Raw genomic sequence first — 21,604 nt, 5'->3', positions numbered from 1 at the left:
TGCCGGCGCGATAATGTCGCGGTATGGGGGTGGCTGATTCCGTCGTACCCGGTGGTGCGAGATGGCGACAGGCCCGGCGGTTCGCCCGCCTGGTGGCCATCGGCACGGGTGCCACCGCGGCGGCCGCGGTGGCTACCGGCGGGGTGCTGCTCGGCCAGGCTCGGCAGGCTCGACGCACCATCCCGATGGCCGAGGCGCCGCCCCCGCGATGCGACGGCATGTACGGCGCGAAGTTCCCCGGTCCTGCGCTCACCATGGTCGTGCTCGGTGACTCGTCGGCGGCCGGCTACGGGGTGCACCGCCGTCGGGAGACACCTGGGGCGCTGCTCGCCAACGGTCTGTCCCGTCGGCTGCACCGGCCGGTGCGACTGCACCGCTTCGCGGTGGTCGGTGCCATCTCCTCGGCGCTCCGTCACCAGGTGGAGGCGGCTCTGGAGTGCCGACCCGACATCGCGGTGATCCTCATCGGTGGCAACGACATCACCAACCGCACCCCGCGCGGGCTGGCGGTGCGCTACCTGGTCGAGGCGGTGCACACGCTGCGCGACGCCGGCTGCGAAGTGGTCGTCGGCACCTGCCCCGACCTGGGCGCGATCCGCCCGATCCAACCGCCGCTGCGGTGGTTGGCGCACCGGTGGAGCCGGCAACTCGCCGCCGCCCAGACGGTCGCCGTGGTCGAGGCGGGCGGTTGGACGGTCTCCCTCGGCGACCTGCTCGGCCCCCGGTTCACCGCCGAGCCGACCCGGATGTTCGCCTGGGACCGGTTCCATCCCTCCGCCGAGGGTTACGCGATGGCCGCCGCCGCGCTCCTGCCGACGATGCTGTCCGCGCTCGGCGCTGCGCAGGAAAGACGGGTTACGCCGACCCGGGGCGAGGGCGTACGGTCGCTGCCTGAGGCCGCGCAGGAGGCGGCCCGGCACGCCGGCACGGAGGTCAGCGCCACCCGGGTCCGGGGCCGCGACCGAGGGCCGGCGGGCAGGTGGGCGCAACTGCGTCGCCGCGCGTTCTTCGGTGTGGGCGCGGCGCCGCAGCACGGCTCCGCCTCGGACACCTCGACAGTGGAGGGACTGGCATGAACGAGCGCACAGTGCGGGGCGTGACCGCCGGCGTCGCCGGCCGGCTGGGCCGAGCGGCGGCGTTCTCGCTGCTCGCCGGCACCGTGGGGGGCGCTGCCGTCCTGGCTGGCGAGGCGTTCGTCGCCCGACACCGTCGCTACGCTCAGCCGGAGCTGGGGCTGGCCCTGCGGGCCACGATCGGCCGGGCCGAGGCTCCCCCGCTGCGGCTGGTGCTGCTCGGTGACTCGTCGGCCCTGGGCGTCGGTGTCGACCGTCTTGAGGACACCATCGGCGGGCAGTTGGCACACCTGCTCGCCGAGGGCCCGACCGGCCGGCGGGTGCACCTGTCCAGCGTCGGTGTCTCCGGTTCCCGCTCGACCGACCTGGCCACCCAGGTGGCCCGGTCCCTGCTCGGTGAGCGGCCCGACGTGGCGCTGATCCTGATCGGCGCCAACGATGCCACCGGGCTGCGCCGGCCCACCGACGCGGCGGCCTATCTCGGCGCGGCGGTGCACCGGCTGCGGGAGGCGCGGGTCGAGGTGGTCGTCGGCACCTGCCCCGACCTCGGCGCGGTGCGTGCCATCGCCCCTCCGCTACGCCAAGTGGTCGGCTGGTCCGGCCGGCGGATGGCCCGAGCGCAGACCACTGCCGTGCTCGACGCCGGCGGCTCCGTGGTCGACCTGGCCACCGAAACCGGGCCGGTGTTCCGGGCCGACGCGGGGACGCTCTGCCACGACGGCTTCCACCCCTCCGCCGACGGCTACCGGGTCTGGGCGCACGCGCTGCTGCCCGCCGTCGCCGCCGCCGCGACGGTCGCCACCCGGCGCTAGATCGGCCCGGCGGGGGTGACATTTCCCGCCGCGCCTGCGCCTTCCGCGCCATGTTACTGGCGGGTTAACGTTGGTCCATGCCGATTGAGTCGTCCCGCGACGCCGTCATCGTCGCCACCGCCCGCTCCCCCATCGGCCGGGCGTACAAGGGGTCCCTGCGCGACGTCCGCTCCGACGACCTCGCCGCGACCATCGTCCAGGCGGCCCTGGACAAGGTCCCCGCGCTCGACCCGACCACCATCGACGACCTCTACCTCGGGTGCGGCCTGCCCGGCGGCGAGCAGGGCTTCAACATGGCCCGGGTGGTGTCGACGCTGCTCGGTCTGGACACCGTGCCCGGTGCCACGCTCACCCGCTACTGCGCCTCGTCGTTGCAGACCACCCGGATGGCGATGCACGCGATCCGGGCCGGTGAGGGCGACGTGTTCGTCTCCGCCGGCGTGGAGATGGTGTCCCGCTACGCCCGGGGCAGCTCCGACGGGCTGCCCTCCGAGGCCCAGGCCCTGGTCGGCGGTGGCTGGGAGAACCCCCGCTTCGGCGCGGCCGCCGAGCGCTCCAAGCAACGCGCGCAGGGCGGCGCCGAGGTGTGGACCGACCCGCGCGAGACGGGCGACCTGCCCGACATCTACCTGACCATGGGGCAGACCGCGGAAAACCTGGCCCAGGTGTACGACGTCACCCGCGCCGACATGGACGAGTTCGGCGTACGCAGCCAGAACCTCGCCGAGAAGGCCATCGCCGACGGTTTCTGGGCCCGGGAGATCACCCCGGTCACCACGCCGGACGGCACCGTGGTGAGCACCGACGACGGTCCCCGTGCCGGCGTCACCCTCGACGCGGTCTCCGGCCTCAAGCCGGTGTTCCGCCCGGACGGCCGCATCACCGCTGGCAACTGCTGCCCGCTCAACGACGGGGCGGCCGCCGTGGTGGTGATGAGCGCCCAGCGGGCCGAGGAACTCGGGCTCACCCCGCTGGCCCGGATCGTCTCCACCGGTGTGACAGCCCTGTCGCCGGAGATCATGGGCCTCGGGCCGGTGGAGGCGTCCCGACAGGCGCTACGCCGGGCCGGGATGACCATCGACGACGTCGACCTCGTCGAGATCAACGAGGCGTTCGCAGCGCAGGTCATCCCCTCCTACCGCCAGTTGGGCATCCCGGAGGAGAAGCTGAACGTCATGGGCGGCGCCATCGCGGTCGGTCACCCGTTCGGGATGACCGGTGCCCGGATCACCGGCACCCTGCTGAACGCCCTGGAATGGCACGACAAGACCATCGGTCTGGAGACGATGTGCGTGGGTGGTGGCCAGGGCATGGCCATGGTGCTCGAACGGCTGAGCTGAGCCGCCGCCGGTCGCTCCCGCCCATCGCGGAGCAGGCCTCAGAGCGCGCTGCGGGTCGCCGTCACCTCGGCGGCGGCCCGCGCCAGCACCTCGTCGTCGGCCCCGGCGGCCAACAGGTCCGCCACCACCACCCGCACCTGGTCGGGTAGGGCCAGGTCGTTGTCCAGCCGGGGCACCGTCCGTCGCGGCTCCCCTTCTGCGTCAGCGGCCAGGTTGGCGACCTCCTGCACCAACCGGTGCACCAGGTCGGCGCGGGACGCGTTGCCTGCGGTGGCGACCGCCGCCCAGCGCGGTTGCTGCCAGTGCACCACCTGACGCACCAGCAACGTCACGGCCTTGTCCAACTCCGCTGCGCTCATCGCCGCCGAGTCTACGGCCGGTTGCGGGCGTCGGTCAGCGGCGCAGGTAGCTGAGCAGCCGCAGCAACTGCCAGTAGAGGAAGACCAACCCGGTGAGCAGGCCGAACGCGCTCAGCCACGCGAACCGGCGGGGTCGCCCGTCCCGCACCGAACGCTCGACGAGATCGAAGTCGAGGATGAAGCTGAACGCCCCGGCGATGATGGCGACCACCGAGAAGGCGTACGGCAACCAGCCGACCTCGCCACTGACGCTGTAGACCGCCAGCCCCGGCCGTCCGGAGATCAGGTACGACACCAGGTTGACCACACTGAGCACGGCGATGCCGAGCAGCGTGCCGATCACCAGACGCGCCAACCGGGGGGTCGCCCGGATCACCCGGGCCCGGTAGAGCGCCGCCATGCCGAGGAAAACGCCGAAGGTGCCGGCCACCGCCTGCACCACGATGCCGGGATAGACCTGCTCGAAGGCGCGGCTCGCCACCCCCAGCAGCAGACCCTGGAGCACGGCGTAGCCGACGATCGGCACCGGGTTGGTGATCGCGCGCAACGAGATGACCAGGACCAGCGCGATCGAGGCGAGCGCGCTGCCGGCCAGCGCGGCGCCCAGCCACGCCGCGTCCGGGATCACCGCCCAGGACACCGCCGCCGCCGCGCCGGTGACGAGGAGCAGCCCGACGGTACGCACCACCACGTCGTCGACGGTCATCGGCTCGACGTCGCGGGAGCCGAGCACCCGGGCCTCCACCCGGCCGGCCTCGTCCAGCCGGTTGAGTACCGGGTTGTTGCTGCGCACCGCCGCCTCCTTCGCCCGCGTACCCCCGGGTGTTGCCCTCGCAGTCACTCTGCCCCGGGCGGACCGGCGGCGGCGGGGAAACGGCGCGGACGACGGCGCCCGCCCCCACCAGAGCGGGGACGGGCGCCGTTCGGAAGGCCGGACGAGGTCAGTCGTCGCCCTGGAAGTAGCTCAGCAGGCGCAGGATCTCGATGTAGAGCCAGACCAGGCTGACCAGGATGCCGAACGCGGCCACCCAGGAATAGCGCTGCGGCAGGCCCATCCGGACGCCGTCCTCGATTTCCTTGAAGCTGAGCACAAAGCTCAGCGAGGCGACGACGATGCAGACCAGGCTGAAGCCGATCGCCAGCGGGCTGCCGTCACGCAGACCGGTGTTGACGCCGAACATCGCCAGCACGAAGTTGATCAGCATCACCGCGAAGAGGCCGGTGATGACAGCGATCATGCCCTTGACGAACGCCGGGGTGGCCCGGATGACCTTCGCCTTGTAGAGCATCGCCATCAGGAAGAAGATGCCGAAGCTGGCTGCGGCGGCCTGGAGCACGATGCCGTCGTACGCCGTCTCGAACGCCTTGCTGACCATGCCGACGAAGACACCCTCGACGACCGCGTACGCGATGACGAGTGCCGGGTTGGCCATCCGGGAGAACGAGATGATCAAGCCGAGGACCAGGCCGACCACCGCCGCGCCGATCCAGGCGGTACCGACCAGCGCGTCGGGCACGAGCACCCAGGCGGCCGCAGCGGTGATGCCGAGGATGCCGAGGAGGGCGACCGTCTTGACGACCACGTCGTCGACGGTCATCGGCGCGACGGTGGGGGGCGCGGCCGGGTAGCCGGCCTGGGACGGGTACTGCTGGGGAATGCCGGGCTGTCCGTACGGCCCGGCCGGGGCGTACCCGGCGGAGCGCTCCCGCTCGGCCGCTTGGCCGAGCCGGGCGAGCACCGGGTTCGAGGTCTTCACTGTCTGGCCTCCCTCAGGGGGTCGTTTGCACGTGAACGTGCCCTCCAAGAGTAAACGGCGCAGCCAAGTCCTGGTGATCACGAATGAGAATGCGTCTGAGTGACGGGTGCCCGGGGCGGGGGTCGAACCCGCACGCCTTTCGGCAGCCGCTTTTAAGGCGGCCGTGTCTGCCTTTCCACCACCCGGGCGGGTGGCACCGGCGCGCCGACACGCACAGTGCAGTGTCACCGTAGCCGGTCTCCGGCGACCCGGCGTACCCCGACGGGTTGGCCACATTAGGGTCGATGCCGTGAGCAGCGCAGCCCCCACGGCCCCCGACGCCGCCCCTGAGCAGGCCTTCCGCCCCGCCGATCAGGTCAACCGCCGTCCTCGGACCACCCGGCTGCTGGCCGCCGTCGGCCGACACCGGGGCGATGTGCTTGTCGCTCTGCTCTGGGCCGTGCTGGCCGGCTGGCTCACCCACGGACTGTGGCCCGACCCCGCCGGCCGCATCCTGTCGCTCAACCCGGAGGACCAGGCCCTCTACGAGTGGTTCCTCGCTGTCGACGCCCGCGCGCTGCTCGGCGACTTCGACCTGCTCAGCGACCGGCTCAACGCCCCCGACGGCGTCAACCTGATGGCCAACACCACGGTGATCGCGCTCGGCGTCGCCTTCGCGCCGGTCACGCTGCTGCTGGGCGCGCCGGTCACCTTCGCGCTGCTCGCCGCCGCCAACCTCGCCGGCACCGCTCTCGCGTGGTACCTGCTGTTCCACCGGACGCTGCGGGCCCGCCGGCTCGCCGCCGTGCTCGGCGGGGCTCTGTGCGGGTTCGGCCCGGGGATGGTCTCGCAGACCAACAGCCACCTGCACATGACCGCCCAGTGGCTGGTACCGGTGATCGTGTGGCTGGTGGTCCGGCTGCTGCGCGCGTCCGACCCGGGGCCGACACCCGACGGTCCGGGTCGCGACCTGGCCGCCGGGCCGGACCGCCGACGGATGATCACCTCCGCTGTCGGGCTGGCCGCCGCGGTCACCGCGCAGGTCTTCGTCGGCGAGGAGGTGCTCTTCCTCGCCGCCATCACCCTGCTGGTGATGGCGATCAGCTATGCCGTGGCGGACCGGGACCTGGCCCGGCGGGCGCTACCCGGCTTCGCCGGCGGGCTGGCCATCGCCGCCGGGCTGGCCCTGATGGTGCTCGGCTACCCGCTGTGGTTCCAGTTCGCCGGCCCGCAGGGAGTCGCCGACGGCATGTTCACGCCGGCCTACTTCTCCGCCGACCTGAGCAGCTGGTGGACGGTCTCCCCACTGTCGGTGGCCGGCAGCGACGAGTCGGCCCGGCTGACCACCGGACCGGCCGAGTACAACACCTTCCTGGGTTGGCCCCTGCTGCTGGTCGCCGCGGCCTGCGCGATATGGGTCGGGCGACGTCGACTGGTCTTCGCCTGCGTCGTGGCGGGCCTGGTGATGGGTGCGCTCTCCCTCGGCCCGGAAGTGGTGCTCGGCGGCACCAAGACGGCGATTCCCGGCCCGTACGCCCTGATCGGCGGGCTGCCGGTGGTGGACGGCGCGCTGCCGATGCGGTTCGCGCTGGCACTGCTGCCGATCATCGCGACACTGCTGGTGCTGGCGGTCGACCGGGCTCTGCGGAGCACCGGTCGCGTACGACGGCTGGTGCCACTGGCCGTCGGCGCGGCGCTGCTACCGATCTTCCCGACCCCGCTGCCGACCGCCGAACGACCCGCTGTGCCGGAATTCGTCACCGGCGGACACTGGCGGCAGTGCGTCCGCCCCGGTGGGGTGCTGGTCCCGGTGCCACTGCCCACGCCCAAGGAGCCCTGGCCGATGCGCTGGGCCACCGCCGCCGACGCCGCGTTCGGTCTGCCGGAGGGGTTCTTCATCGGCCCGTACGGGCGGGGCGGCAGCGCCGCGATGGGCACCTTCAAGCAGCCCACCTCCGCTCTGCTGGCGGACGTCGCCCGACGCGGCGACCAACCGGCAATCGGCGACGAGCAGCGCCGTCAGGCCGCCCGGGACGCCGAGTTCTGGGGCGCCTCCTGCGTGGCGTTGGCCGACGGCGCCCCGCACGCGGAGAGCCTGCGGGCGACCCTGGAACAGCTCTACGGCCCAGCCACCCGGGTCGCCGACGCCTGGATCTGGCGGGTCTGACGGTTAGCCCAGGCATGACGAAAGGGCCCCCTCCGACGGAAGGGACCCTTTCGCAAGCTTGCTGGTCAGACGCGCGGGGCGCCGACCGGCTGAGATGCCTCGGAGAACTCCTCACGCGGGTCGTGCAGCTGCCCCAGGGCGACAACCTCACGCTTGAGGACGAACGCCAGCGTCCAGTCCACCACCACGCGGACCTTGCGGTTGAACGACGGGATCCGGCTCATGTGGTACGTCCGGTGCATGACCCAGGCCGGCCAGCCGGTCATCTTGATCCCGTACACCTGGGCGACGCCCTTGTGCAGACCGAGGCTGGCGACGCTGCCGACGTGCTTGTGCTTGTAGTCGACCGGCTCGCGGCCCCGGATCACGGCGGCGATGTTGTCGGCCATCCGAGCGGCCTGACGCACCGCGTGCTGCGCGCTCGGCGAGCAGAAGTTGCCCGGCTCCTTCGTCAGGTCGGGCACCGCGGCGCAGTCACCGGCGCTCCACGCCCCCTCGACCACCTGGTCGCCGTCGACCACCTGAAGCGTGGGCAGGCAGGTGATCCGCCGACGGTCGTCGCGCGGGAAGTCGGTCGAGTCCAGCATCGGCGAGGGCTTCACGCCGGCCGTCCACACGATCGTGTCGGACCGGAAGCTGTCACCGTCGGAGAGCTTCACCACGCCGTCGACGCAGGACTCGAGCCGGGTGTCCAGCCGGATGTCCATGTTCCGCTTCATCAGCTGCTGGACGGTGTAGGCGCCCATGTCCCGGTCGACCTCGGGCAGCACCCGCTGGGTGGCCTCGACCAGCACCCAGCGAACCTCGTCCTGCTTCAGCTCCGGGTAGTAACGCAGGGCGTCGCGAGCCATGTCCTCCATCTCGGCGAGCGCCTCGATGCCGGCGTATCCACCGCCGACGAAGGTGAAGGTCAGCGCCGCGCGACGGACGTCCGCATCGGGCGTGGCAGCAGCCACGTCGAGCCGGTCCAGCACGTGGTTGCGCAGGTAGATCGCCTCGCCGATGGTCTTGAACCCGATGCCCTGCTCGTGCAGGCCGGGGATCGGCAGGGTGCGGGACACCGAGCCCGGGGCCACGATCACGTGGTCGTAGGTGATCTCCCGGGCCGGGCCGCTGATCGGCTGCACGGTCGCCACCTTGCGGTCGTGCTCGATCCGCGTGACAGTGCCGGCCACCATCTTGCAGCGCTTCAACTCCCGCCGCAGGGGCACCACGGAGTGCCGCGGGGAGATGTTGCCCGCCGCCGCCTCGGGCAGGAACGGCTGATAGGTCATGTGCGGCTGGGGATCCACCACCATGACCTCAGCCTCACGGGAGCTGAGCTTCTTCGACAGGCGCAGGGCCGCGTACAGACCGACGTGCCCGGCACCAACCACAAGGATCCGCTTCGGATTCACGTTGTCTATCTTTCCCCGGCCGGCTCAGGTAATCCCGCTCGCGCCCCCCATCTGTGACGGAGCACAACCCCTGTGACCTGCGTAACCCTCCCGTAGCAGCGGTCACCGCCGCCGCAGGAGCCAGCCCAGCAACGCTGCCGTACCCACGGCGAGCAGCAAACCCAGCACCGTCACCCACTGGTATCCGGTGTCCGCGCCCATGGCCCCGGCCTGCAACAACAGCACCCCCAGCACGGCGGTGCCCAGCAGGACCGCCGCCGAGCGCAGCAGCCACCGAGTGATCAGTTCGGGGTCCACCACCGCGTCGTACGGCAGCAGCGCGGCCAGCGCGCACAGGGTGTGCCCCAGGTAGAGCAGGGCGGCGAGGGCGAGCAGCCGCCAGAGGGCAACCGGGCGGCCGTACCCGTCGGTGGCGAGCAACCAGCCACCGACAGTGACCAACGCCGTGAAGGTCGCCCAGACCCGACGCGGGCCGAAGGCGGGCAACAACGCGGCAACCGTCAGGAACAGGATCGGTCGCCCGGCAAGCACCTCAGCGGGAAAGGCGAGGGCGAACCCGGCAAGCACGACGACGAAGATCGCACACCGCACCAGGAGCGGAGCGACGCTGATCCGGGTGACAGCGTTCTGGACCGCCCGGACCCGCCCGGACACGGCGTCGATCATCTGCCCCTCCGCTCGTTCGCGACTGCGGGGCCCGCAAGCTCACTCCTCGCGCTCACCGGCCACCAACCCTTGGGGCCGTCGCCATCCTCGCCACATCCCGCAGCACCTGGTCCAGGCTCCCGGCGCCGGCCCAGCGCACCACCGGCACGCCGTGCTCCCGGAGCTGCCCGATCATGACCTCACGATCCAACCGCCACAGCCGGTACGCCACCTCGGCCCACCCCCGGTCCTTCGGTGACACCAGATCCGTCGGCAACGTGTCGACAGCCACCACGAACCGGCCGGCGCGGGCCAACCGGGCGAGCATCTGCGCCGACCGTTCGTCAAGCAGCGGGGTGAGCACCACCACCAGCGCGTCCGACGACAGCAGTTGCGGGCCGAAAACCTGGTCGTACGGTTCGTGCGAGGACGACGTGACGTGAATGTCGAGCAGCCACTCCAGGACGGTCAGGTACTGCCGTCGTCCGGCCGCCGGACGGAGCCGGCGGGCTGCCGGCCCGTACTCCAGCAGCGAGACGCGGTCACCGCGGTGCAGGTAGTGCTCGGCGATCGCGGCGGTGGCCCGGACGGTGGTGTCCAGCACCGAGGCGGCACCGTTCACCCCGCCGGAACGCCCCGCCTCAGCGAGCACGTCGAGCAGCACCACCACCTCAGCGTCCCGGTCGGAGAGGGTGGAGGCCACGTGCAGTTGGCGGGCGCGCAGCGAGACCCGCCAGTCGATCCGGCGCAACCGGTCCCCGGGGGCGAAGACCCGTACCCCGGCCAGTTCGCCGCCCTCACCGGGCCGCCGCGAGTGGTGCGCCCCGACCAGACCGGCGGCCCGGGGCATCGCCTCCACCGCCTCGAACGGCTCGGTACGCGGGTACACGCGCACGCGAACCGGCTCGACGATCACCGCGCGGGAAACCAGCAGGCCCCCTGCCGTGGCGACCCGAGCGCCGGCCGGGCCGACCGGGTGTCGGCCCCAACGCAGGGCGCGGCCGGCCAACTCCAGGTCGACAGCCGACCCGACGGGCACCGACGTCACGAACGGCCGGTCGGCCACCGAACGACCCGCGCCGCTGGCCGCCGGACCCTCACCACCGGTCGGCGGCACGTCGGCGACAGCCTCGTCCCGGGCGAAGCCGGCCCGAAATATCCGCAGCCACGGCGACACCCGGGTACGCAGCACCACCAGGTCGTAGTCGACAGTGTCCGGATTGCCGACGCTGACGGCCGCCGTCGCGGCGCCGCCCTCGACCAGTGGCCCGTCGTCACCTGCGGTGACCCACACCTGCGGCAGCGCCGTCGGCCGCCGACGCAGCGCGTACGCGGTGCCCAGTGCGAACGGGGCGGCCAGCACGATCAGGTCGACCCGCCCCAGCAGCACCCCCGCCACGAGCAGCAGACCGGCGAGCAGCACCGCCCGACCGAGCGCCGGGGTGGGTGCCCAGCCGGCGGCCGGTTCCGGCTCGGTGGATCTCGACTCGGTCGGTGCGGTCATCAGCGCTGGGGCCCGCCAGCGGCGTAGCTGGGCAGTGCGCCACTCGCCGGTGCCGGCGTGCCCTCCAGCACCTCGCCGACCACGAACGCCGGATCGACCCGGCGCAACCACATCTCCGGGCGCAGGGTGATCCGGTGGGCCAGCGCGGGTGCGGCCACCTCCTTGACGTCCTCCGGCACCACGTAGTCCCGCCCGGCGAAGACGGCACGCACCCGGGCCAGCAGCAGCAGCGCCAACGAACCGCGCGGTGAGGCGCCGACCAGCACCGACGGGTGCTCCCGCGTGGCCGCGGTGAGGGCCACGATGTACCGGCCGACGGAGTCCTCCACCACAACGTCCTCCAGGGCGGCCTGCATGGCCCGCAGCGTGGCCGCGTCGACCACCGCCTTGATGTCCGCCTCCTCGCGGCGACGACTCATCCGACGGCGGAGCACCTCCCACTCCTCTTCGTGGTGCGGGTAGCCGAACGAGACCCGCAGCAGGAACCGGTCCAGTTGCGCCTCGGGCAGCGGGTAGGTGCCCTCGTACTCGATCGGGTTGGCGGTGGCCAGCACGTGGAACGGCTCATCCAGCTTGTAGGTCACACCCTCCACCGAGACCTGCTTCTCCTGCATCGCCTCCAGCAGCGCGGACTGGGTCTTCGGCGGCGTCCGGTTGATCTCGTCGGCGAGGAGCAGGTTGGTGAACACCGGGCCGGCCCGGAAGGCGAAGTCGCCGTTGCGCTGGTCGTACAGGAACGAACCGGTGACGTCGGCGGGGAGCAGGTCGGGGGTGAACTGCAACCGGCGGAAGTCCAACCCGAGCGCCTGCGCGAACGAGCGCGCGGTGAGCGTCTTACCCAACCCGGGCAGGTCTTCCAGCAGGACGTGCCCACCCGCGAGGATGCCGGCGAGGACCAATTCCAACGCGTCCCGCTTGCCGACCACGACGGTGCCGACCGCGTCCAGGACGGCCCGGGCGAGGTGGCCGACCTCGGCGGGGGCGATGCTCCGGTCCACGTCCTTCATCAGATTTTCTCCAGTTCGGCGACGATCACCGCGAGGTCGCGCGGCGACGGGGTGCGGCGAGGCGGGGTCTCCAGGAACGTCCACAGCCGGTCACCCAGCAGTGCACGGGCACGGGCCGGGTCCGACTCGCGGGTGACGCCGTGCTTCAGGCGCATCCGCTCGTCGGCCAGCTCACCGATCCGGGGCAGCACCGTCCCGGTGAACCGCTCGGGTCGCGTCGCGGACCAGTCCAGGGGCCACTCCCACCGGTTGATCGCGCTCCGCAGCGCGTCCCGGGCACCCCAGTTGTAGCTGCCGTCCTCCTCGCCCGGCGCGGACCGGGCACCGGCCGGCGGCGGGGGTGGCGGCGCGAGCAGGGCGGTGACCCGGCGGACCGCCAGGACGGCGAGCACCCCTGCGATCAGTACCGGCAGTGAGATCTGGAGGCCGACCGCGCGGAGACCGACGAGCAGCACCGCGACCAGCGCGGCGGCCCACGCGAGCGCACGCAGCACGGGACCCAACCGGGAGCGGCGCTCCGGCGGACCGGACGGCGCCGCTTCCTCCTCGAACGCGAGCAGGTCGTCAATGCTGGTGCTGCTCATGTGGTCGTCACCACCGTGGTGAGCTCGCCACGCAGCCGGCGCAGCGCGGCGCGGGCCTGGTCGCGGGTGCGTTCGTCGACCGGACGGGTGGCGTACCGGGCCTCCCGGTAGACGTGCGCGAACTCGGCCAGCACGTCGGCGCTGACGATCGCCGGCACACCGGCCGCCGGGTCTCCGCGCAGCAGTCGGCTGACCAGATCGGTGGGGGTGTCCCCGGTGAGCCGTGGCACGCCGGCCGCGGCGGCGGCCTCCTCAAGGCGCACCCAGCAGGCGATCACCGCCACCCGTGGGTCGGTGTCCCGGTCGTCCAGCTCCACCAGGCCGGCGTCGAGGGCGGCGACCACCTCGCGGGCGGTGCCCTCGGCGGTACGCCGGGCCCGCTGCGCCGGCAACGTCCGGGTGGTACGACGCAACGCACCCCGGATCAGGACCCAGGTCAGGTAGCCGAGGGCGGCCAGGATGGCGAGCCCCAGCAGGACCATCGCCACGGTGGCGATCCACTGCGGTATGTGCGCCTGGGTGGCCTCGCCGGCCTCGCGTGGCTCGACCGGGATGGACGGCGACGGCTCGACGGTCGGGTACTCGGGCACCCAGGGCACGTTCTCCGCCGCTGGTGGGATCCGACTGGTCCCGAGCGACGAGTGGGCGGACGCCAGCGCGGCACCGGCCAGCAGCGCGGCCACCGCGCCGACCGGCCACCACCTGCGAAGCAGGCCCAACGCCGGGCGCAACACACCGGACTCGTCAGCAGGTGACGGCGCGGGTGGGCGTGTTCCGTCTGTCATCGCCACCGCCCCACGCGTTCTCAGTCCACCTCGGCCAGCTGTTTAGCCTGGTCGAAGACGTCGTCCAGCATCTTTGGCGTCAACCGCCCGGTGAAGGTGTTCTGCTGGCTGACGTGGTAGCTGCCCAGCAGGTCCGGAGCGGCTGTGCCGGACCAGTGTGCCCCATGACCGAACGCCGGTCGCGGGCTGGGCGGTCGCAGCCCGTACACCTGACGCAGCACCGGCCACCACGCAGCCCAGGCGAATGCGCCGAGCGCGACCACGACGCGCAGCGTGGGCCGGATCAGCGAGACCTCGCGGTGCAGCCAGGGTGCGCACGTGTCCCGCTCCTGGGGGGTCGGTTTGTTGTCCGGCGGCGCACATCGGACGGCCGAGAAGATCCGGATGTCGCGCAGGGCGAGCCCGTCGTCGGCGGCGACGCTCGTCGGTTGGTTGGCCAGCCCGGCCCGGTGCAGCGCGGCGAACAGCACGTCACCGGACCGGTCGCCGGTGAAGATCCGACCGGTGCGGTTGCCGCCGTGCGCCGCGGGCGCCAGACCGAGGATCGCGATCCGCGCGTCGGAAGCGCCGAAGCCGGGCACCGGCCGACCCCAGTACTCCTGGTCACGGAAGGAGGCCCGGCGGGTGCGGGCCACCTCCTCCCGCCACTCGACCAGCCGAGGGCAGGCAAAACAGTCGCTGATGCCCGCGTCGAGGTCGGCCAGGTCGGTCGCCCGCGCTGCGCGGGCGACCACCTGTTCCGGGGTACGCGACTCAGCCAAGCTTGGCCCGGAAGAGTTCCAGGGTGCGGGCGAAGGCCGTGGAGGCGGCGCGCTGGTCGAACGCCTCCGGCCGGTCGTCGTTGAAGAAGGCGTGCGAGGTGCCCGGGTAGTCGTAGAGGTGGCAGTCGCCGCCGGCCTCCTCGATGGCCCGGCGGGCGGTCTGCACACCCTCGGCGGCCGAGGTGCCGTCCTCTTCGGAGCAGTGGATGACAGCGGCCTTGCCGGCGTAGTCGGCCCAGTCGGGACGCATCGACTCCCAGGGCAGCACGGGGTAGAAGCCGGCGGTGGCGACGATCCGCTGGGAGATGGTGGCCGACCAGAGGGCCAGGCTGCCACCGGCGCAGAAGCCCACGGCACCGACCTTACCGGTGACCTCCGGCCGTCCGGCGAGATAGTCGGCCGCGCCGGCGATGTCCTTCGCCGCCTCGTCCATCCGCATCGCCATCAGGAGGCGCTGCGCCTCGTCGGGTTCGCTGGTCGTCTCGCCGTGGTAGAAGTCCGGGGCGAGGGCGACGAAACCGGCCTCGGCGAACCGGTCCGCCACCGACCGGATGTGCGGGACGAGGCCCCACCACTCCTGGATCACGATGACGGCAGGGCTGGCCATTCCGCTGGCGGGTATCGCGAGATACCCCTCGCTCGTGCCCCCGTTGCTGCGGTAGCTCACCATTTCGCCCATGGGCCGTCCTCCTAGCGGTCAGTCATCGTTGGCTGGTCGCCCAGTGGTCCTACGTGCCGGTAGCCTGCCACGCCGCGCGGCCGTCGGGAAGACGCCGGAACAGTGGCATTCACCTCCTGTTCGCCGGCCGGTGACTGCGGGTACGCCGACGGCGGCGGGATCCACTCCCACCGCCGTCGATGCTGGTCTTTCTCGCTGGTCAGGCCTTCCAGGTCAGGCCTTCTTGGTCAGGCAGAGCACGTAGCCGGTCTTGCCCGGCTCGATGCTGGAGAAGACGTACCCCTCCTCGCCCTCCTTGAAGAACTGGTCGCAGGCGGTGCCGGCCTGGGCCTGGGCCTGGCTCTGGTCGTTCACCCGACCGACCACCGTGTACGCGGCGTCGGTGGAGGTGCAGGACACGACCTTGGCGCCGTCGACCTCCTCCTGCTCGGTGCCGGTGACCTCGGGCAGCTCGGCGATGCAGTCACCGACCTTGGCGTCAGCCGTCTCGTCCTTGTTGAAGTAGTTGCCGATCGCCGAGGCGACGCCGAACTTCAGGCCGGCGATGACGACGACCGCGAGGATCGCGCCGATGATGCCCAGCGCCTTCTTGCCACCGGACTTCTCCGCCTCCGGCTTGGCCGCGTCCGGCGCGGGGGTGTTCGGCGCGGCCGCATCGGGCGCGGGGGTGTTCGGCGCGGCCGCATCGGGCGCGGGGGTGTTCGGCGCGGCCGCATCCGGCGCGGGGGTGTTCGGCGCAGCCGCGTCCGGCGCGGGGGTGTTCGGCGCGGCCGCATCCGGCGCGGCCTCGTCCGGCTTGGCCGTCTCCGGCTGGGCCGGCGTCGGCTGCGGCGTCTCGACGGCCGGCTGGGGTGCTGCGGCGTCGGGCGCGGAGGGGGGTGCGACCTGCTCTGGCACTGTGGTTCCTTCCGAGGGATTGATGAGCAGACGACACCGTAACGATCATTGATTTCCGGTGCCGTCCCGCTCGCCTCGTCCGTTCAGCTATTTCCCAGCTTCAGCAGCATGATCCAGTTCACACCGTTACTCAGCTCGTCGCGGTCGGTGTCGGTGTGCCACTCGGCGTCCCGGTGGAGCCCACCGAGGGTTGGCCTGAGGCCGTCTCGCTCGGCTGCGGCGCACCGGGCGTACCCGGTGTGGCGGTCGGGTCCGGCGTGGCGGTCGGCGTCGTCGCCGGCGCGGCCGGTGGCGTGAGCGGTACTGTCGCACCGGGGGCACGAGGCCCGAAGGGCGCCTGCTCCGGGCAGTACGGGTACGGCCGCAGCAGCGGATTGCCGTACTCGTCGATGTTGCCCCCGCAGTCCGGATAGCCCAGCCGGATCGGGTTGCCGTTCTGGTCGAAGAGTCGCGCGTCCTCCACCAGACGACCCTCACGGTCGTAGACGTAGACGTCCCGGATCTGGCTGTACTGACTGTCGACCGAGGTCTGGTCGTAGTAGTAGTCGCGGTCGAGACGGTCCTCCGCGTGGCCGAGTGCGGCGAACGCGAACACCACCAGGACGAACGTGCCGCCATGCAGCGCCCACCGTGGCCAGCCGGCCAGCCGGGCGGATCGGCGACCGATCCAGATGGAGGCGAGCACGAATGCGACGAGCATGACCATGCCGGCGAGCAGTTCTCCGCCGAACCGGGGCAGCAGCCCGTAGCTCCCATTGGTGCTCATCATCGTCACCAGCATCGCCGCCAGGTAGCCGCGCAGCACCCACCAGGCGGGTCGCAGCAACCGGAGGAACTCGCTCGCCGTCTCGTACCCGAGCGCCGGGCCGAGTCGGACGTCGATCGCGCGCAGCCGGGTGCGGACCCGGACCATGGCGGTGGCGACCCGCTGGTCGAGGTTGCGTCCGCTGACGCTGGCGGCGCCGGCTGCGGCGCGCAGTTCGGCGGCGTACGTCTCGGGCTCGCCCAGCCGCTCGACGAGCGTGCCTCCGGACTCGGCGGCGACCTCGGTGAGGTGGTCGGCGAGGTCCTCGGTCAGCTCCTCGCGTTGGGCGGGCGGCAGGTCGGCCAGAGCGGCCCGGACCCGCGCCACGTAGTCGGTGATCTCCTGCTCCGTGACGGTCATGCCGCCAGCCCCCGATCGTCGAGCAGAGTGTCCATTGTGGTGGCGAACGAGCGCCAGAGCTTGCCGGAGCGGGTCAACTGGTCACGCCCCGCGGCGTTGAGTGAGTAGTACTTACGGTGCGGCCCGGATTCGCTCGGCACGACGTAGGTGGTGAGCAGGCCGGCGGCGAAGAGGCGGCGGAGCGTCCCGTAGACCGAGGCGTCACCGACCTCCTCCAGGCCGGCCTCGCGCAACCGGCGCAGGATGTCGTACCCGTAGCCGTCCTCCTCCCGGAGCACGGCCAGGACGGCCAGGTCCAGCACGCCCTTCAGTAACTGTGTGGTGTCCACGCATTGGAGACTAGTGTGTAATGCGAAGTAGCGTCAACGATCACGCCTCAACACGCCGAACCGAGCGCAGGGCGCGCGGAACGCGGCGCGGCGCGGATGGCCGAGTGCCGAGTGCCGAGTGGGCGCCACTTGATCGTGCTCAATCAAGGATGTAGTGGCCTCGGCGCTGCGGATTCACCACTACTTCCAGGATCGAGCGCGATCTTGGGGCGTGCAGCGAGATCAACACGGAGGATCCGCGCACCATCGGGGATGTTGCGCGAATCTTGGCGCGGGCGCGGGCGCGGACGCCCCGACTTCGGCGAAGGCGAGGTGACCGAGCCGCTAGCGGGTGGCTGGTTGGAGGCTCCAGGCGATGCCGTCGAGGATGTCGTGCTCCGAGGCGACCACGGATGGCATCCCGGCCCGCTCCATGATCACGCGAAGCACCAGCGCGCCCGCGCCGATCACGTCGGCCCGGCCCGGGTGCATCACCGGGATCGCCAACCGCTGCGCACGGGTCTGACCCAGCAGGTCCGCCGTCACCTGGGCGACCGCCTCGTACGACACCCGGGCGTGGTGGATGCGCTCCGGGTCGTACTCCTGAAGGCCCTGCGCGATGGCGACCACTGTGGTGACCGACCCGGCGAGGCCGACCAGTGTGGCCGCCTCCCGGCCGGGCACCGCGGCGAGCGCCCGGTCCACCGCGGCCGCGATGTCGGCCTGCGCGGCAGCGACCTGCTCGGGCGTCGGAGGGTCACCGGGCAGGTGCCGCTCGGTCATCCGGACACAGCCGATGTCCACCGAGATCGCCGCGCGCACCCCTGCCTCCCGGTCGCCGACCACGAACTCGGTGGAACCGCCGCCGATGTCGACCACCAGGAAGGGCGCCTTCGCGTCGGCCGGTAGCCCGCGCACCGCACCGGTGAACGACAGCCGGGCCTCCTCGTCTCCGGTGACCACCTCGGGCGCGACACCGAGGGTGCGCTGCACCATCTCGGTGAAGTCGGCCGCGTTGGCGGCGTCCCGGGAAGCCGAGGTGGCACACATGCGGACCCGCTCCGCGCCGAACTTCTCGATGTCGGCGGCGTACGACGCCAGCGCCACCCGGGTCCGCTCGATCGCCTCCGGGGCCAGTCGACCGGTGCGGTCCACACCCTCACCGAGCCGGACGATCTCCATCCGTCGGGTCAGGTCGACGAGCGGCGCCGGCGGCCCGGCCGAGTCGTCGGGCAGGTCGGCGACCAACAGTCGGATCGAGTTGGTCCCGCAGTCGATGGCCGCCACACGCGTCGTCACGGCAGCAACCTTACGGCAGGCCGGATGGCCATCCGGCAGACCGGCACGGCGGTGGACACGTCACGGGCGGGTCGTCCGACAAGCCCCGCAACAGATTCGCGCCGAGCGTCGTCAGGTGATGCCGGACCGCCCCACCCTCCCGCTCGCTGACCACCAGCCCGGTCGCCCGCAGCGCGCTGGCGTGCTCCGAGGCCGAGGAGAGGCTGATGCCGACCGCCCGGGACAGCACCGTGGTGGTCAACCCACCCTCGGCTGCGAGGCGGCACAGGACCAACGCCCGGGTGACGCCGAGCAGCCGGCCGAGGGCGTCACGGTCGGCGGTGGCCGGACGCGCGGGCATCGCCGACGGGTAGACGAGCAGGATGGGGCGACCCGGCTCGGCCAGGACCCGTGGTCGGGGCCCGGCCAGCGGGGAGGGCAGCAGGAGCAGCCCGTGACCGGTGCCGGGCAGGTCCCCGTCCCACCACGTTTGTATCTCCAGCACCGGCTCCCGCCACCTGATCGCCGGGTGCAGGCCCGCGAACAGGCCGGCCAGGCCGTGTTGCGCCAGCTGCCGGCTGGCACAGGTCACCTGCTGGCGGTACGCGGAAACCAGCTCGGACCAGTGCGGCGCGAGGACGGCGTCGAACCAGGTGCGGACGGCCCCGCCGAACAGGTCCAGCACCTCCGGGTCGGCCGCCGCGAACCGTCGCCGCAGCGGGGTGGCCGCCACATCCCCGTACGCGGCGACGACCTCGTCGCGTACCCGCCGTGCCGGGGTGGCCTGGATCGCCTCCAGCCCGGCGGTGAGCGACTCCACCCCGTCGAAGGGCGTGACGAAATCCGGCAGACGCCCCCGTGCCGGCAACAGGTGTCGCAGGATCGCGGTGGCGGCCTGGGCGGTCCCCGTGCTCTCGACAGCTGCCGCTCGCTCGGCCAGGGCCGGCGCCATCATCGCGACAGTCGGGTCGCGCAGCCACTGCCCGGCCAGCAGCGCGGTGCCGACCGGGTGCAGCCGGGCGCCGAAGCGCACCCGGCAGAGATCCGCCGACCCGAGATGGAGGCGAAGCATGGGAGACAGCCTGCCCTGCTTCGCCCAGGACCGAAAGGGTTGTTTCCCGAATCGGCCACCTCCAGGGTGGACGGCGGGGTCGACGGGGGGTGGCCGACGTGCGGCCGACGGTGGCAGTGTTGACGGGGCTCTGCCCCACCGTCGTGGCTGCAGCTTGTGCTGAGCGGGGGCAACCCTCGTCGGCCCCGACCACCGCAGCCTCCGCGTCGAGCTGACGCCCCGGCGACGAACACCCGACTACAGGCGCAGCAGCATCCGGGTGTTGCCCAGCGTGTTCGGCTTGACCCGCTCCAGATCCAGGAACTCCGCGACACCCTCGTCGTACGAGCGCAGCAGCTGCTCGTACACGGGTTGCGGCACCGGTGCGCCGTCGATCTCCTGGAAGCCGAACGCGCCGAAGAACTGCGTCTCGAAGGTGAGCACGAAGATCCGTGCCACGCCCAGCTCCCGGGCCGCGTCGATCAGCTCGCTGACCAGCCGGTGCCCGATTCGCTGACCGCGACACGACGGGTCCACCGCGACGGTGCGGATCTCGGCCAGGTCCTCCCACATCACATGCAACGCGCCGCAGCCCACCACGACGCCGTCCTCGGCGCGGACCGCGACCCGGAACTCCTGCACCTGCTCGTAGAGGGTGACGGTGGCCTTGCTCAACAGCCGCCGGTCGTCGGTGTAGGTATCCACCAGACGCCGGATGCCCCGGACGTCCCCGGTGCGGGCCCGCCGCACCGTGATCTGATCCGCAGTCTGCGCGCTCACTCGTCCGCCGGCACGTCCACGCACGGACCGGCCGCCCACCAGGGCTCGACCAGCTCCAACGTCTCGTCGCCGAACGGGTTGACCCCGGGGCCGGCGCCCAGCGCGTGCCCCAGGTGCACGTGCAGGCACTTCACCCGGCCGGGCATCCCGCCGGCCGAGATGCCGGCGATCTCCGGCACCTCGCCGATCGCCTCCCGGCGGGCGAGGTAGTCCTCGTGCGCGGCGCGGTAGTGGGCGGCCAGCTCGGGGTCGGTCGTCAGCCGGTCCGCCATCTCCTTCATCAGTCCCGCCGACTCCAGTCGGCTGCACGCCGCCGTGGCTCGGGGGCAGGTCAGGTAGTAGAGCGTCGGGAACGGTGTGCCGTCGGCCAGGCGCGGGGTCGTCTCCACCACGTCCGGAAGGCCGCACGGGCACCGGTGGGCGACCGCCCGGGTGCCCCGGGGTGTGCGACCGAGCTGCGCGGCCACCGCTGCCAGGTCGGCCTCGGTCGCGGGCTCCCGCTGCGGCAGGGGTACGGAATCCGCCGCCGGCTCCGACGGTGGTACGACAGTCACGGTGCCCATCTCTCCTGGTGCGCTGATCGGTGGTTCACTTGCCCGGCTGCTGGTTGTCGGCCGCCTGCACGCTCGACCAGAGCGTGTCGTACCAGGTGGTCGGCCCGGCTGGTGGCGTTGAACCGGCCGACTTCCCGGCGTCCCGGGCCGCGCCCTCCGGGTCGTGCAGCACCACCATCATCTTTTCGCCCGGTTCGCCCATGAAGAACCGCTCCCGAGCCTGCGTCTTGATGTACGCCGGGTCCTCCCAGTTGGCCGCCTCGGCCGCGAGCTTGGCGATCTCCGCCTCCTGCGCCGCCTGGGCCGCCTCCATCCGCTCGATGTCGGCCTGCTGGTCCAGGTAGACCCGGACCGGGTACGTGTAGGCCAGCGCGAGCGCGATCAGGACCGCGAAAAGCACGGTGGCCCGACCGGTGAAGCGACGGGGGTGGGGTGCGACGAGCCGTTTGACGGACCCACCGGCGGCGGTACGCCGAGCGGCGGCCGGACGATTCGCCGAGCGCACACCCTCGGCGCCCCGGGCCGCGCCCGGTGCCCGACCAGCGGCGGTACGGGGTTCGGCGCGTACGCCGGCCTCCCGCACCGATCCCCGCGTGGAGCGGCCTCCGCCCGGCCGACCGGACTGACCCGGCCGACGGGCGGGACGCTGACCACCCGGTGTGCGGCGCTGCTGCATCGTCACACCCCTCCCCCGAGGCTTCGTGCGTTACAGGGTTTGTCGG

The 21,604-nt window shown here is 72.3% G+C and carries 22 protein-coding genes, 1 tRNA gene and 1 pseudogene; 4 read left to right on the top strand and 20 right to left on the bottom strand.

The window, feature by feature from the left end:
• Positions 1-23: 23 nt before the first annotated feature.
• From FHU34_RS32130 to FHU34_RS32120, 3 genes and pseudogenes are all read left to right on the top strand, one after another.
• Positions 24-1,087, top strand: a pseudogene (locus FHU34_RS32130) (SGNH/GDSL hydrolase family protein); the annotation flags it as partial.
• On the top strand, positions 1,073-1,885 hold the full coding sequence (locus FHU34_RS32125; protein ID WP_145786355.1) for an SGNH/GDSL hydrolase family protein: 813 nt from the start codon (positions 1,073-1,075) through the stop codon (positions 1,883-1,885). The pseudogene FHU34_RS32130 and the gene FHU34_RS32125, both read left to right, overlap by 15 nt.
• A gap of 77 nt (positions 1,886-1,962) precedes the next feature.
• Positions 1,963-3,225, top strand: coding sequence for an acetyl-CoA C-acetyltransferase (locus FHU34_RS32120; RefSeq protein ID WP_145786354.1), 1,263 nt, complete (start codon positions 1,963-1,965; stop codon positions 3,223-3,225).
• A 38-nt stretch (positions 3,226-3,263) separates the two neighbouring features.
• Here FHU34_RS32120 and FHU34_RS32115 read toward each other — a convergent pair whose 3' ends face one another.
• From FHU34_RS32115 to FHU34_RS32100, 4 genes are all read right to left on the bottom strand, one after another.
• Positions 3,264-3,584, bottom strand: a complete 321-nt coding sequence (locus FHU34_RS32115; RefSeq protein WP_145786353.1) for a hypothetical protein — start codon at positions 3,582-3,584, stop codon at positions 3,264-3,266.
• Between the two features lie 34 nt (positions 3,585-3,618).
• Positions 3,619-4,377 carry a Bax inhibitor-1/YccA family protein gene (locus FHU34_RS32110; protein WP_145786352.1) on the bottom strand — a complete coding sequence of 253 codons (759 nt, stop codon included), beginning with the start codon at positions 4,375-4,377 and terminating at the stop codon, positions 3,619-3,621.
• 148 nt (positions 4,378-4,525) lie between these two features.
• Positions 4,526-5,341 carry a Bax inhibitor-1/YccA family protein gene (locus tag FHU34_RS32105; protein ID WP_145786351.1) on the bottom strand — a complete coding sequence of 272 codons (816 nt, stop codon included), beginning with the start codon at positions 5,339-5,341 and terminating at the stop codon, positions 4,526-4,528.
• Positions 5,342-5,448: 107 nt separating this feature from the next.
• Positions 5,449-5,529 (bottom strand) — tRNA-Leu (locus tag FHU34_RS32100).
• A gap of 101 nt (positions 5,530-5,630) precedes the next feature.
• Between FHU34_RS32100 and FHU34_RS32095 the strand changes: the two genes are divergently transcribed.
• The gene (locus FHU34_RS32095; protein WP_208745230.1) at positions 5,631-7,487 is read left to right on the top strand and encodes a hypothetical protein; all 1,857 of its coding nucleotides are present in this window, start codon (positions 5,631-5,633) and stop codon (positions 7,485-7,487) included.
• Between the two features lie 65 nt (positions 7,488-7,552).
• On the opposite strand, the gene FHU34_RS32090 is transcribed toward FHU34_RS32095, so the two are convergent.
• The 16 genes from FHU34_RS32090 to FHU34_RS32015 form a co-directional block, all read right to left on the bottom strand.
• Positions 7,553-8,884, bottom strand: a complete 1,332-nt coding sequence (locus tag FHU34_RS32090) for an NAD(P)/FAD-dependent oxidoreductase (protein ID WP_145786350.1) — start codon at positions 8,882-8,884, stop codon at positions 7,553-7,555.
• A 102-nt stretch (positions 8,885-8,986) separates the two neighbouring features.
• Positions 8,987-9,547 (bottom strand): hypothetical protein, encoded by a 561-nt coding sequence (locus FHU34_RS32085; RefSeq protein WP_423436564.1) that lies wholly within the window; start codon positions 9,545-9,547, stop codon positions 8,987-8,989.
• Between the two features lie 55 nt (positions 9,548-9,602).
• Positions 9,603-11,033, bottom strand: coding sequence for a DUF58 domain-containing protein (locus tag FHU34_RS32080; RefSeq protein ID WP_145786348.1), 1,431 nt, complete (start codon positions 11,031-11,033; stop codon positions 9,603-9,605).
• Positions 11,033-12,040 carry an AAA family ATPase gene (locus tag FHU34_RS32075; RefSeq protein WP_145786347.1) on the bottom strand — a complete coding sequence of 336 codons (1,008 nt, stop codon included), beginning with the start codon at positions 12,038-12,040 and terminating at the stop codon, positions 11,033-11,035. Before FHU34_RS32075 ends, FHU34_RS32080 begins: the two co-directional genes overlap by 1 nt.
• Complete coding sequence (locus tag FHU34_RS32070) at positions 12,040-12,624, bottom strand: hypothetical protein (RefSeq protein ID WP_145786346.1); 585 nt, start codon at positions 12,622-12,624, stop codon at positions 12,040-12,042. The genes FHU34_RS32075 and FHU34_RS32070 overlap by 1 nt, the downstream gene beginning before the upstream one ends.
• On the bottom strand, positions 12,621-13,409 hold the full coding sequence (locus FHU34_RS32065; RefSeq protein WP_145786345.1) for a DUF4129 domain-containing protein: 789 nt from the start codon (positions 13,407-13,409) through the stop codon (positions 12,621-12,623). Before FHU34_RS32065 ends, FHU34_RS32070 begins: the two co-directional genes overlap by 4 nt.
• Positions 13,410-13,429: 20 nt before the next feature.
• Positions 13,430-14,143 carry a uracil-DNA glycosylase gene (locus tag FHU34_RS32060; RefSeq protein ID WP_145786344.1) on the bottom strand — a complete coding sequence of 238 codons (714 nt, stop codon included), beginning with the start codon at positions 14,141-14,143 and terminating at the stop codon, positions 13,430-13,432.
• Positions 14,144-14,162: 19 nt separating this feature from the next.
• Positions 14,163-14,849 carry a dienelactone hydrolase family protein gene (locus FHU34_RS32055; RefSeq protein ID WP_145786343.1) on the bottom strand — a complete coding sequence of 229 codons (687 nt, stop codon included), beginning with the start codon at positions 14,847-14,849 and terminating at the stop codon, positions 14,163-14,165.
• A gap of 213 nt (positions 14,850-15,062) precedes the next feature.
• Positions 15,063-15,746 carry an LppU/SCO3897 family protein gene (locus FHU34_RS32050; protein ID WP_145786342.1) on the bottom strand — a complete coding sequence of 228 codons (684 nt, stop codon included), beginning with the start codon at positions 15,744-15,746 and terminating at the stop codon, positions 15,063-15,065.
• Between the two features lie 130 nt (positions 15,747-15,876).
• Positions 15,877-16,911, bottom strand: coding sequence for a DUF1275 domain-containing protein (locus FHU34_RS32045; RefSeq protein WP_145786341.1), 1,035 nt, complete (start codon positions 16,909-16,911; stop codon positions 15,877-15,879).
• Positions 16,908-17,240, bottom strand: coding sequence for a PadR family transcriptional regulator (locus tag FHU34_RS32040; protein WP_088986312.1), 333 nt, complete (start codon positions 17,238-17,240; stop codon positions 16,908-16,910). The genes FHU34_RS32045 and FHU34_RS32040 overlap by 4 nt, the downstream gene beginning before the upstream one ends.
• A 324-nt stretch (positions 17,241-17,564) precedes the next feature.
• The gene (locus tag FHU34_RS32035; RefSeq protein WP_145786500.1) at positions 17,565-18,506 is read right to left on the bottom strand and encodes a Ppx/GppA phosphatase family protein; all 942 of its coding nucleotides are present in this window, start codon (positions 18,504-18,506) and stop codon (positions 17,565-17,567) included.
• A gap of 22 nt (positions 18,507-18,528) precedes the next feature.
• On the bottom strand, positions 18,529-19,569 hold the full coding sequence (locus tag FHU34_RS32030) for an ArsR/SmtB family transcription factor (RefSeq protein WP_145786340.1): 1,041 nt from the start codon (positions 19,567-19,569) through the stop codon (positions 18,529-18,531).
• A 237-nt stretch (positions 19,570-19,806) separates the two neighbouring features.
• A complete protein-coding gene (locus tag FHU34_RS32025; protein WP_145786339.1) occupies positions 19,807-20,328 on the bottom strand; it encodes an amino-acid N-acetyltransferase in 522 nt (173 codons plus the stop codon).
• A complete protein-coding gene (locus FHU34_RS32020; RefSeq protein WP_145786338.1) occupies positions 20,325-20,882 on the bottom strand; it encodes a DUF501 domain-containing protein in 558 nt (185 codons plus the stop codon). Before FHU34_RS32020 ends, FHU34_RS32025 begins: the two co-directional genes overlap by 4 nt.
• 34 nt (positions 20,883-20,916) lie before the next feature.
• Positions 20,917-21,558 carry an FtsB family cell division protein gene (locus tag FHU34_RS32015; RefSeq protein WP_145786499.1) on the bottom strand — a complete coding sequence of 214 codons (642 nt, stop codon included), beginning with the start codon at positions 21,556-21,558 and terminating at the stop codon, positions 20,917-20,919.
• Positions 21,559-21,604: the final 46 nt, after the last annotated feature.

The organism is Micromonospora taraxaci (assembly GCF_007830095.1).
In the GTDB taxonomy this organism is placed as follows: domain Bacteria; phylum Actinomycetota; class Actinomycetes; order Mycobacteriales; family Micromonosporaceae; genus Micromonospora; species Micromonospora taraxaci.
This window is presented reverse-complemented; position numbering and strand designations above follow the sequence as displayed.